Consider the following 12080-nt stretch of genomic DNA (forward strand, 5'->3'; position numbering starts at 1 on the left):
CGTGCAGTCGTTCTTCGAAAGGCGACCACTGCTACAGCGCTCATGAACGGGGGTGCTGACCTTCTCTCAGACCCTGCAATCCGCCAATCTAGCTGTCGCGTCACCTCTATGTACTTGACATTTGATACTTGTTGTAGACCTGGCCCAGGAACTCATATTGAGTGTTATCTCGGCTAGAACGGGCGGCAGCTCTTTGCGCCTCTGCCTGCTCTCGAATTCTCACCTGGTATTCCTCCGCCTCTGGCAGGGGGATAATCTGCTCAATGTCTAGCAGCAGCTCGTCCCCCAGTTTGTAGGGCTGAAGGCGGACACATCGAATGTCCAGGTCACGCTCGTTCAGCCACATGACGGCGGTGGTCAACTCTTTTGAGAAGTTGGCAGAAGCCAGCACGATTCTGACATCCGTAGGGAACTGCTCCTCCTGCGGGTCGCTCCACCCTATGAAGCCCAGGATTTCCGCTTCAGCATCTTTCGCAATGCCCCGTTTATCGAGGTATTGCTGGTGAATCTCGATGGCTCGCTTGAAGGTCAGGGTCGAGACCATGGCGGCATAGCGCAGGGACTGTAGCTCCATATGAGCCCCAATTTCATCGCACTTGAGTTCAATCACAACCAGGTTGGCCTGCTTGTCGATGCCCAGTAGGTCGATTCGCCGTGCTCCCTCAGTCCAGCCGGAGAATTCCTCAGACAGCACCATCGTATCGGGCGAAATAACGTTGATGTTGTCTCTGAGTGCAGCTTGCAAGTCGGTGCGCTCCTGAATGCCTTCCGCGCCAAATTGAGTACTTTTGACGGCGGCGATTTGCTTGTCTTTAAGGGTGAACAGCGGCATGGGTTTCAAAGGGTGAGGTATCTGAATCGTAAGTGGGAGAGCGATTTTAGCGCCGGTTGAACTCAACCTGGCCGACATGGGCAAAGTCTCCATACTGCTCATCGCCGCTGAATAGGCTGACTTCATAGGTGCCCGACGTAGGCAATGAGCAGGTGATCTGCGGGCCTTGTGTGGGGCTATCGGTGCATTGTTCGGCTTGGGCAGAGCCCTTGAGGGCATAACTGGAGAGCAACCAGCGCCGATTGGGGTTCTGGATCTGGATCACCGCCGTTTGGTGGGTATCGGTCTGCGATCGCATCGGCGCAACCAGCTTCATTCCCTCAGCAAAGAACCGGGCTCTCATCATCGGCTGGCGCAAGAACTCCCCTCGGGTAATGGGCTGCGCCCTGAGCTGGAAGCTTTCTTCTTGGGGAAAATGCGTAATCCCCATCACCTCGGGCGGTGGGAAGAGGTAATCGGTTTTGTAGGCCTTGGTAAAGCCAGACGCCCGATCTACATAACCACTGTTCCAGGTGGCGTCAATTAAATACCACTGCCCGTTGATCTTGGCCGCATTCCAGGCATGGCTCTGCCCCTCCAGATCGCTGGTGGAGCTGCGAGAGTCACCGGTCACATAGACAATTTCTTCGCCAATGGCCTGGCCCAGGGCTTCGAGCAGCTTGGCGTAGCCTGCACACACCGCCACTCGCCGCTGAAACACTGTCTCCGCGTCCTGGGGCGGATAGATGCTCGCGAAATAGTTAGGAGCATCGTAGGCAATGCGATCGGCCACGTAGTCATGCAGAGCTTTGACCCGCAGCATGGGGTCTTTTTCCTGGCTGGCAATGTACTGAGCCACGGAGGCAATGCTGGTTTCAGCGCTGGCAGGCATGTTGACCACAGCGGGATGAAGGCCAATGTCTGTCCAGGGCCACCCCTTCCCCTGTCCCGCTTGTCCTATGGGGTTAGGCTGGGGAGCTGGCTGGGGCTGCACCTGGGTTGTATCGGCGTACTGGTCAAAGGGGTTGTCATGGAATCTCAGATAAAGCCCTTCAAGTCCCCTAGCGGCAGTGAATAACCCGCGTCGGGCCAGCTCCACCTGTGGCCCCTGCATGCCATCCAAGAACCAGTCACCTCGGGTAGATAACGCCAAAAACGAGGTCTGGGGCTGCAGGGCCAGCAGGAGGGTGAGAAAGACCAGGTTGAGGGCCAGAGTGCGCAGGGTGATGCGATCGCCCCAGGTGAGAATGCCGAGCTGCTTCCCTTTTTTACGTCCCCGCATGTCCCACAAAATGGGCACCAGGGGGAATAGCAAGATGCCGGAGAAGACGGTCAGAAGCTTGGGGCCGTTGACGTAGGCCACCAATGACGAGGCCAACCAGACACCCAGCACTGGGGAAAGGAAAACTGCCAGGTAGAACAGTGTTCTAGTGATGAGTGAGGGCAGCTTCAGAAATAAAAACCGCATGAGATCGGGAAAAGAGAACAACCAGGGCGAACCTAAATTCTAGGTTTCCCGGTTTTGAGGCTGTCCTACAGGACTGTTTCGTAAGACAGTCTTTTTGATTCACTGCCGACTATTTGCCAAGCCTTCACAGTTGGAATCTCCCCCCAATGGGTCGTGTAGCGCTGGGAGAAGTAGTCTGACCGCATGGCCCAGGTGGGCTTCAGGCCCATCGCCCCAAACTTGACGGCATCGGGGCTGAGCTTGCGGTTGAGGTTGTCTATGGCCTGCATTAGCTTCTCGCGCTTCTCTGTATCCACCGGGGCGGCAAACAAGCTGCCCTGTACCTCGCCCACGGGGGTTAGCTCCGTAGCGATGACCTTGGCCTTCAGGTACTCATACCCCGGCGTAAAGGCGGCTTCAGCCAGCTTCATGGCCTCGTGGATAAGCACAGCGGTATCATTGGTGGGTTGGTCGAGGGCTACAGAGCGAGCGGCAGAGTACTGGTTCTCGGGGCGGTAGTAGCTTGTGCGCATTGAGACAGTGAAGTGGCCTGCCACCAGACCATCGGCCCTGAGCTTTTCGGCGCAGCGGGTGGTGTAGGTGGCCACCGCCTCTTTGATGTCCGATAGTTCTGTGACCAGGTGGCCAAAGGAGCGAGAGACAATTCGCATGGTGACGGGGGCGGCCACCGGCTCCATGGGGAAACAGGGGGTGCCGCGCAGCTCTAGGACAGTTCTCAGGCCCAACACCCCAAACTTCTTTTTGATCAGCCGCTCATCGGCATTCTTGAGTTGGAGCACAGTTTTGATGCCCATGCCGTTGAGCTTAGCCTTGAGGTTGCGGCCAATGCCCCAGACCTCCCCCACGTCGAGGCTGGCTAGCACAGCGTCTGGGTCGGCCAGGGTTTCAAAGTCGAGGACTCCATTCAGGTTGGGGTAGCGCTTGGCTTCGTGGGCCGCTAGCTTGGCCAGGGTCTTGGTTTTGGCGATGCCTATCGAGACAGGTATCCCTGTCCACTGCTTGACGGTGGTGCGAATCCTATGGCCGTAGTCGGTCAGGTCAGCTTTAGTGAACCCATGCAGGCCCAGAAAGGCTTCGTCGATGGAGTATTGTTCGACCTCGGGGCTGAAGTGCTGAAGGGTTTGGATCACCCGGTTCGACATGTCTTTGTAGAGTACTGGGTTGGATGAGAAGGCGTGGATGGTGCCCCGGTTCACCAGGTCTTGGATCGAGTACAAGGTGGCCTGCATGGCCACCAGTGGCTTGGCTTTGGGCGATCGCGCGACGACGCAGCCGTCATTGTTAGAGAGCACCACCACGGGCTTACCCTCCAGGTCAGGGCGGAAAACTTTTTCACAGGAGGCAAAAAAACTGTTGCAATCTACCAGGGCGAACATGGCTAGACCCTAGGGAAAATGAGGGTTTACAGCATTGGAGACAAGGGAAATAGATGCAGTAGTATATTCATACTATCCTCTGCAGTGGTCAGTGTCCTACAGTCCTGCGAGACTGTCCTGCTCTAATGGGACAACGGCGAAGCTGCCTCACCCTCAACTACGGTCAAGCGCATTGCCCGCCGATGAATCTAGTGAAATATTGGAATCGCCCGGTCTCAGATTGCCAATTAGCAGGACACGGGTTTCTCATACAAGAACGAGGCCACGGTAACCCCACGGCCCGCCAGGAGCTGATGTGATTGGGATAAAGCCCCTGGCTGCGGATTCCACGCACGGGTTTGAATCTGAGGTTTCTGTTACCAAGCAATACATCTTTCGCAATGCGTTAAGGAATGTTGCAGCTACCGAAACAGGGTTGCTAACGTGCTGGGTGAACGCGTTCACAAGTTGTATCAATGGTTGTTCAAAACCATAGGAGACACCATGTTGACCTTATTTGTTGTAGTTTTCATCGGTTGGGTTCTGGCCTCTGCGCTGGGGACGATCGCGTACTTCGCTAATGAACCGAAGCCTCAAAGCTAAACCCTAGTCACTTCACACTAGCCCCTGGCGCTGGCCAGGGGTTTGCTCGGCCCTAGCCAGAGTCGGTTAAAGCGCGTACCATTATTCCCGGCATATAGCGCCCAATCAGCAGACTATTCCTCAGAGTTCATCCTCGCCACCCTCCGCAACCACACCCAAATGCCAAAGCAAACCCCCCACTGACAGCTCTGTTAGTGGGGGGTTTGCTCACGCTTAAGACGTTTTCAGGAACTCGCTGTAGGCCTATGGTGCCCTTGGTATCTGGGGGCAGTTGTAGAGACTGGGCAGGTTGCGCTGTTTGGCGTATGCCTGGTAGACGCAGTTCTGCCTGATGTGATCTCAAGCAGCCGTAGAGCCAGGTGCGCTCACACTCAACCGTCAGAACTATCACCCGCAAACCAATACCTCTGTCACCCAGCGAAGCGAGCATTCACGGGACTATTAGTTCATCGAGACAAACCCCCGTCACTCAGGAGCCCCAGCTATGCAACTTTCCTTCCTCGGCAAATCCTACGAAGCTTCTACCCCTACAATCGAGGCCACCCCCAGCGGCGAAACTGCCATCTTCATGGGCCGTCCCTACGCCCGCAAGCAGTTCACCGTTGCCCAACGCCATCAGCCCGCAGAGCTGACCTATCGCGGCGTTCACTACGCCCGGTAGACCACAGTTTTCCTCCTGTACAACAACCCCTCCTACCCCGCTGGCGACAGTGGGGTTTTTTATGGTCTAGACCTTGCGAATGAGGGTTGTGACCACACCCCAAATTTCTATATCCAGCGTCTGCCCTGGTGCCCAGCCTGAAGCGGGCACTAGCTTGCCGTGGTGCTTCTGAACTCTGAGGACTTGGAGAGAGCATGCGATCGCCGCTACGACCAGAGAGCCATCCTGGGCTACCTGGGCGCGATCCACTATCAGCAGATCCCCTGGCTGTACGTCTGGGCCAGTCGCCATATCCCCCTCGACCCGCATGAAGAAGGTGGCAGCGGGGTTGTGAATCAGGTGTTGGTTGAGGTCTAGGCTTTGCTCGATGGCATCGCCGGGGACGGGGAAGGCCATAGGGGAAGAGAGACAGGTTTATCCATGCTATTCGTCCTATGGCGAGGTTGTCTCGTGAGACTGTCCTAGGCGAATATCTCTCTACTATCGTCGCGCAGATATTGCACTTGCTGCAAGCACGATGATAGTAGATTTACTTCTGTCTCAGAGTACTAGACCCAAATCCAACAGCTCTTTAGCAGAGGCCAGCACGTCAATTCCCACAAAGAAAATCTGGCCTTCAGGGTTCAACAAAAACCGCCATGCTAGGTTAATGCCAATCCGGTTCCCAAACCAGGGTGTTTGGACTTTTCCCGTCACTTTAATTTGGGTGAAGCCTCCGTCTGCGGGTTCAGAAATCCCCTGCTCCGGCAATAGTTTAAGACCATAGCACTCGTTTTGCATGTAGGTGAGAATGTTGTCCCGACCCACAACTGGTTCCTGGAAGGGGGGTTTTAGAGCACCCTCTTCAGCAAATAAAGCCACCGCTGCCTTAAAGTCAAAGGCATTCATATTGTCCACATAGCTGAGGACAGTTTTATTATCGATACCCTGGATACTAACGTGAGTGCGAGGGGCAGCCTCTTTTGGGGGAGTAACCGGATCTTTAACCGTGGGCACTCCCCCCGTTGAGGCATACCCCATATTAACAACCAGATCCTGGAGGACAGTGAGTTGCTGCCCCCCTTCAATGCGACGGAGCGCCTCAAGCGCCTCGGATGCCTGGGGCGATAGTTCGTAGCCCGCTGGAATGGGAGCCACGATGCCCTGCTGCATCCATTCGCTGAGTTGATACCAGAATCCCAGCTTGACGTTCGTGCCAAAGGCGGCATAGGTGTGGCAAATGGGAGTATCGGCACGGTTGACCAGGTCACACATCACCTGGGTTTGCTCTAAGGCTGACATCTGCTTAATTTGGGTCAAGATATTGTCTGCGAACATCATGTTGACGACCTCCATGGCTGCCGGAGTGATGGTTATGCCCATTTCTGTGTAGGCAAACCAAAGTAAGGCAAGCTGGTCTTCAGCGCTGAGTTGGTTGCAGGCTTGTACGACTAGTGGAACCGCATCAGCAACTTGAGTGTCAGGAAAAATAGAGCGGGCTGAATCGATCGTAAATGTCATGGACAAAAAACCCCTTAAAGGCTCAAAAGAATGTAACCTTCATTATCTAGAAAATATTCTTATTAACTCACTCTAGCTCACATTCTAAGGGAATCATATCTTCCTTTCCTAGAGAATATAAAGGCTCTTCCAGTATAAGTATGTTTAATTTCCTGGCCTTGCCTGAAACCACTGCTAAGCAAGACTTTTAGCGAAAAGGTGACATTTTTGAAAACCTCTTTAAAGGCTAGAACTTGTAATTGTAGCTATGTTAAGGTTTGAGGCTTTTCGGTATTCTCTCTCGTATAGTCAGGACGGAAGAGCTAATATTAAAAGCCCATAAACTGGTCTCAATGCAAGTGCATTTTTTGGGCATTAATCATCGTTTCGGTCACTCAGTCTAAGCAAGCGTAGTCCCCAGGAAGCTATTGTCTTTGTGGAACAAGGCTTTAAGTTTTTAATAGTTCATGCCCACTGTCCATGAGTGGTCGTAAGCTGATTGACTAACAAAAGTTTGCCTGAATGATGCTCAAAGTTCCTTGCAGCAAGGGTTTGAGGTCATCAAGGAAGCATTATGACTTTGTTCCGCCTGAACCCCTTGACCGGCAAGCATTTCAGGGGTTAGTGCTCCATGTTTTGTCAGTCAACCAGGTCTTACGCTGATGTATTAGACAGGCTTGAATATCTTCTGCCGTTAGGTCTGGGTAGTAGTCATTGATGATGTCTTAGGGAGCAATTCCTTCAGTAACCAGCTCAAGTACGTTCTGTACTGTTATGCGGGTGCCTGCGATACAGGGTTTGCCAAAGTGGATATCCAGATTGGCTGTGATTCTGGTCATAGGATTTCTACTTCCTTCAGGCTAGATACCGTTCATTTGACCAGTCAGGCGGGTTAGGGATGGTGTGGTAGCCCTGATCGGCAGCCCTGCGATACCAGATCAGCTCTGATACATGGAAGTCCACGTAGCTAGGCACCATGAGCCCTTTAGCCACAGAAAGGGGTTCGATGTAGAGCTGCCCATCATCGTCGTAGAGATGCAGCCTGACGTTGCGCGGCAGCTTGTGGCGAGTATGGCTGAGAATTTCGACTACGACACCATAGTTATAGCGGCCCTGGTAGAGGTCTTTGAGCTTCACCAGGTCGCCACAGGAGAGGGCTTGGGGCTGGGCCTTAGTCATGGATCTTCTCCACTTTCCAGGCCGACTGTGCCCCGTATTTCCCTGCCCTAGTGAATCGGAAGCTGTAACGCTCGAACTGGCTACCAGAGAGAGAAGTCAGGTCCAGAATCTCGGCTAGTTCGCTGGTGCTGGGCCGCCAGTCGTTGTCAGCAATCGCCTGGAGTTGTTCAAAGCGAGAGAGGGGGTTGGGCGGTGCCAGTGGGGCAGCGGCGGGCTGTTGGTGGTGGGCGATCGCAGCCACCAGAGCCGGAAGCATCTCTAACTGTCCTGCTGTCTCATGGGACTGCCTCGGGCGTTGGCGGAGCCTCTCCGCAGGAGAATCGCCCAGAATCATGGTGGTCGCAGAATCAATCGTGTAGTCCTGCTGAATCAGCTCATGCAGGCGATCCACGAGTTCTAGGTGGTTTACATTGACATAGGCTTTTTGTTTCCGCTTAATTGTCTCAATACCCAGGACTTTGATGCGGTTGAAGACCTGAGAGCGGGCTACCCCGTAGTGATCCTTCAAGCTTGCTAGGGGAAGTTCATCAACTAAAACCCCATCGAGTTTGGCCATGGCGAATGTCCTATCTATGTGAGACAGAACGGCGATAATCCCTTAAGGATATGGGGGTTATTCCGTTCACTGTACTGTCTCGCCACCATGGCCACGGCAGCAGGTTTTGTGAACGCCAGAACAGTCAAACCGATTTGCTAAAACCTTTGTAAACAGGAACCATAGCCCAAACCATCGCTACATCAACGCGATCGCACCATTGAATAACCCCCGATGCACTGGGCACCGGGGGCGGTTTGACTATAAGGAGTTCACTATAGGGTTGGACGGGAAGGCAGTAGGTCTGCCCTTCGCTCTACAGTGGCTTAACCCGCTGCATTGTGACATCCTTCAACCGCCAGATTCACAGGAAGTGGAGCGCTTACCCGAAACAGGTCAACTTTCGCCTAATTGTGATAGATGTTCTTTACTTTTCTGGTGTGTCGTGCTGCTTTATGCCGATCCACGCCCCCACCGAAGCGACTACGAGGGGTTCCTCATTACCTCGCAAGTAAAGCCCTCTGGGACGACCTGCTGGAAGGTGTGATCGCGAGGGCTGAGCTAGATGGCCTTAGTGGTGCAGAAAACTCCAAGGCAGTCTCAGCATGAGAAGGTAACGACTTTGGAGAACTCAATGCGGCACTGCAAGGCGTCTCGTTTGCGCTGAGAAGCGCAGGCGGGCGGTGGATTGCCTTTCGGAAACCCCTGGAGGATGGGAAAGGGCAGTCGCTCGTAGCAGAGTCGAGCCAGTTCCCGCAGGCCGAGTTGCAGAAAACTCAAGCCCCGCTCTCCGTGCCAATCTAGGCGAGTCCGTCGGCCAGCCTTAACCAGCATCATGCCCACTACGAGGGCAATCAAATAGGCGCAATCCAGCAGCATAAACAAGCGAGTCAAGACGTTAGCATCGCGTAAACCCGAGTCGAGCACATTCAAGGCGGCTGATTTGTAATCCTTAAAGTGCAGTTCGATTCCTCCAAAGCGTTGACCATAGAGCGCGAAAGTTTGCAGCGAGGCAGTTTGGCTCGATAATACCGCCCAGGTGTCTTGCGCACCCGGCACATTTGCGGTCGCCAGATGGGCCTTGACATCGCCTAATACGCGCACTGGCCTCACGAGATAGGCCTGTTCTAGGGGCGGAAAGTGGCTCTCTACGGGTTGAGTGCGACCGTCGGTGGTGGTGACCAACAGGTCTGACTTCACCCGAATGGCCCAGTCCCACTGCTGTTTATTCAACCAGCGCATCAACTCACCATGCTCAAAGCCCCGGTCAGCCAGCAAGGTCACCTGCACCGTTGGCGGGAGCACCTGCTGAGCCCGCTCTAAGACCGGTCGATACTGCTCAAAGCCCACCGTAGCGCTGCCATGCTCCAGCACCACTTGGGCCAGGGTGAACGAGCGGCCACCCCAAGCCAAGCACACCTCTATCAGACAACATTGATCCCACAGCATGCTGGTGTCCAGCGTCAGTAGAATGGCTTCTCCGGCAAAGGCTGACAGCAGGTGACGCAGGATCTGCTCATAGTAGCGTTCCGCTGTGATCTGCGGGTTATGGAGAAAGTAGCTCAAGCGGCCCATATGAGCACGAGCACCGCAGTCTCGATGTGACAAATACGGAATCCACCGCCAAGGGCAGGCCTCGCCAGACTGCAAAATCGCACCCAGAATGTCGGCAAACCCTTTCAGATGCCGTTGGTCTTTGGGTTTGACCCATTGACTCAATTGGTCTTGCAGTTGACGATACAAGTGGGGTGTTTCCATGAGGTTGGCCTTGAGTTGGGGAATTCAAGCCTCTCATGCAATGCCCCGCCCAACCTACCTCGTCTCATTTGAGACTCCTTACACAGTCGTCCTTTCAAGACTTCTCTGCACCACTAAGGCTAGATGGCTTAGGATACTGATGTCGAATTTCACTGAAGCCCTTGGCCAGCGCCAGGGGTTTTGTTTTGCCAGATTTCCATTAGCCATAAATTTGACGGCTGTTATCCACAATCTAGTCATCACCGCCGCCTAGAGTGAGGACACAGACAAACCGATGCCTGTTGATCGCTCTTTCCCGGTGCCTGCTACACCATTGAGCCCTATTGCGTCATTTTTGTCTGTAATCTTGTAGTCAAATATCGAATTATGGGAACTTTTTTCTGAATGCCAACTGGCAGAGCTTTTCCTGCTTTTTACTCTAGGAATGCCGAAAATGATGTTGTTTGTCAGCAAGAGAAAAGCCATAGAGGCCCTTGACCTAAGCGGTGAAACATTGAAGCGCTACCGACTTCATGGTGAATGGATTGAAGGTATTCATTGGGTCAGGATCAACAGCCGCTGCGTGAGATACAACTTGGAACTCATTCAGGATTGGTGCTCTAATCGGAATGATCCCATTAGTCACATGCGCGCCATTGAAGTGTACAAGGCCAGTCTCATGAGTTGTCAGAAGAGGTCAGGCAGAACCAAACTGTGAATAGCATCTCCTCATAGAAGAGCCGTTAGCTTCCAGAGACATAAAAATAACCCTGCAAACTAGAATTCGGGGACAAAAAGCTCCCTTGACTTCCCAGCATAATGCTCATAGATCATTTTAGGGCTAGTTCCAACTAGCTTGGCAACATCTTTCGCATCAAGCATTTTAAATCTGCCGTCAGGCATTGTAATAGCAGTTTCGAGTGCTGCTGTGATGAAGGTATGCCTTGCCTGATATAACTTTCGATATTCAATTCCATCAAGTTTTGAAAGAACAGAGCGCCAAGCTCGGTTAGTTAGATTGTGAACATCAATCCAAGTCCCTTCTGGTGAGGGGAAGACCTTCGTTTCACTGGTCGCCACTTCTGGTTTGATTGAAGATAGGAGCGCAGCCAGTTGAGAATTTACAGGAAAGGTACGCTTCCTCTGGGTCTTTAGCCCTTTCTTACAGACCAATCCGCTCTCTGACACGACTACTGCCTGCTCAAATCGAATGGAACGGAAATCTTCAGAAATGTACTGCCATTGCAGCGCAACGGCTTCTGAGGGTCTACAGCCTGTCATGAACAGAAATTCTATGAACGGAGCATAAACCCTATAGTAGCGATCGCTCTTGAATGCCTGGATAATTCGATCTCTCTCTTCAAGACTGAAGGGGTTAATATCCGTATCCTCTAAATCTCCTTTGGGGACTTTGATATCCGCTGCCATCCCCTTGAATGGGTTATGAGATATGAGCTGAGACTTCGTGGCCCAATCACAGCAGGCGGAAAACTGAGTCAGATAACGCTTTACAGCGTTGGGAGTCTTATTTGCGACCAGCCAGTCTCGAATCGCAACAGAATCCTGGAGTGATTTTGTAGGCAACCGTAGGTTGATACAGCGAGAGACCTTGGTGAAATCCTTGGCCAGCGTGCTAGGGGACAGTCCTGGACGCTTGAAATCAGTGTATTTCTCCCACAGCTCAGCTAGTGAGGGGTGTACCGCTGGAGTTGGGGTAAGAACTGGGGTAAGCGGTTTTGCCCTGTCAACTGATTGGAGGCCATACTTGAGTAGCGTTGAGTCGAAATTTCCAGAGAGAATATCCAACTCTATCTGGCGAGCCTTCAGATCCGCTAGCTTACGATTTTGAACCGTATCATCAAAACCCAGCGAAACGTAGCGGCGCTTACCTTGATAGCTAAAGACTAGCTGCAAGCGTCCATTCGACGTCTTGACCTGGACAGAACCCTTGGAAGCTTTGCGGGATAAGGAAGAGGAGTGCATGGCAAAACCCCAGAATGAAACCTTTGTACTAAAAATCCTTACCCCAATCTTACCCCAATAATTCCCCCAATCTGTTCTAAAAACACCCAAAAATTGGGCAGCCCTCAATCAAGCATTGAAAAGAGAAAGCCCCGAAACCTTTGGCTTCAGGGCTTTTCGCTTGATTTGACTGAATGCCAGGAGGCGGGCTTGAACCGCCGACACGAGGATTTTCAGTCCTCTGCTCTACCAACTGAGCTATCCCGGCAAGGGGCGCGATTTCTAGCGCT

At 53.0% G+C, this 12080-nt stretch carries 10 protein-coding genes, 1 tRNA gene and 1 pseudogene; 1 reads left to right on the top strand and 11 read right to left on the bottom strand.

What is annotated here, in order from left to right:
* Positions 1-106: 106 nt before the first annotated feature.
* The 3 genes from IQ273_RS10690 to IQ273_RS10700 all read right to left on the bottom strand — a co-directional run bounded on the left by IQ273_RS10690 (position 107) and on the right by IQ273_RS10700 (position 3655).
* Positions 107-832 carry a hypothetical protein gene (locus IQ273_RS10690; RefSeq protein WP_228052774.1) on the bottom strand — a complete coding sequence of 242 codons (726 nt, stop codon included), beginning with the start codon at positions 830-832 and terminating at the stop codon, positions 107-109.
* A gap of 46 nt (positions 833-878) precedes the next feature.
* Complete coding sequence (locus IQ273_RS10695) at positions 879-2279, bottom strand: transglutaminase domain-containing protein (RefSeq protein ID WP_194023153.1); 1401 nt, start codon at positions 2277-2279, stop codon at positions 879-881.
* Positions 2280-2344: 65 nt separating this feature from the next.
* Positions 2345-3655 carry a Y-family DNA polymerase gene (locus IQ273_RS10700; protein ID WP_194023154.1) on the bottom strand — a complete coding sequence of 437 codons (1311 nt, stop codon included), beginning with the start codon at positions 3653-3655 and terminating at the stop codon, positions 2345-2347.
* Between the two features lie 1066 nt (positions 3656-4721).
* Here IQ273_RS10700 and IQ273_RS10705 point away from each other — a divergent pair.
* On the top strand, positions 4722-4898 hold the full coding sequence (locus IQ273_RS10705; protein WP_194023155.1) for a DUF4278 domain-containing protein: 177 nt from the start codon (positions 4722-4724) through the stop codon (positions 4896-4898).
* Positions 4899-4964: 66 nt separating this feature from the next.
* Here the strand turns inward: IQ273_RS10705 and IQ273_RS10710 are convergent, their stop codons facing one another.
* From IQ273_RS10710 to IQ273_RS10745, 8 genes and pseudogenes are all read right to left on the bottom strand, one after another.
* On the bottom strand, positions 4965-5294 hold the full coding sequence (locus IQ273_RS10710; protein ID WP_194023156.1) for a LexA family transcriptional regulator: 330 nt from the start codon (positions 5292-5294) through the stop codon (positions 4965-4967).
* A gap of 144 nt (positions 5295-5438) precedes the next feature.
* Complete coding sequence (locus tag IQ273_RS10715; RefSeq protein WP_194023157.1) at positions 5439-6398, bottom strand: orange carotenoid-binding protein; 960 nt, start codon at positions 6396-6398, stop codon at positions 5439-5441.
* A gap of 707 nt (positions 6399-7105) precedes the next feature.
* Positions 7106-7216: pseudogene (locus IQ273_RS10720) on the bottom strand (DUF433 domain-containing protein); the annotation flags it as partial.
* Positions 7217-7232: 16 nt separating this feature from the next.
* Positions 7233-7556, bottom strand: coding sequence for a hypothetical protein (locus tag IQ273_RS10725; protein ID WP_194023159.1), 324 nt, complete (start codon positions 7554-7556; stop codon positions 7233-7235).
* Complete coding sequence (locus tag IQ273_RS10730; protein ID WP_194023160.1) at positions 7549-8112, bottom strand: hypothetical protein; 564 nt, start codon at positions 8110-8112, stop codon at positions 7549-7551. The genes IQ273_RS10725 and IQ273_RS10730 overlap by 8 nt, the downstream gene beginning before the upstream one ends.
* 579 nt (positions 8113-8691) lie before the next feature.
* Entirely contained in the window at positions 8692-9849 is a 1158-nt protein-coding gene (locus tag IQ273_RS10735) for a transposase (RefSeq protein WP_194023161.1), read from the bottom strand.
* Positions 9850-10605: 756 nt separating this feature from the next.
* On the bottom strand, positions 10606-11811 hold the full coding sequence (locus tag IQ273_RS10740) for a site-specific integrase (RefSeq protein ID WP_194023162.1): 1206 nt from the start codon (positions 11809-11811) through the stop codon (positions 10606-10608).
* Positions 11812-11985: 174 nt separating this feature from the next.
* A tRNA-Phe gene (locus IQ273_RS10745) sits at positions 11986-12058 on the bottom strand.
* Positions 12059-12080 lie beyond the last annotated feature (22 nt).

The organism is Nodosilinea sp. LEGE 07298, from assembly GCF_015207265.1.
In the GTDB taxonomy this organism is placed as follows: Bacteria; Cyanobacteriota; Cyanobacteriia; order Phormidesmidales; family Phormidesmidaceae; genus Nodosilinea.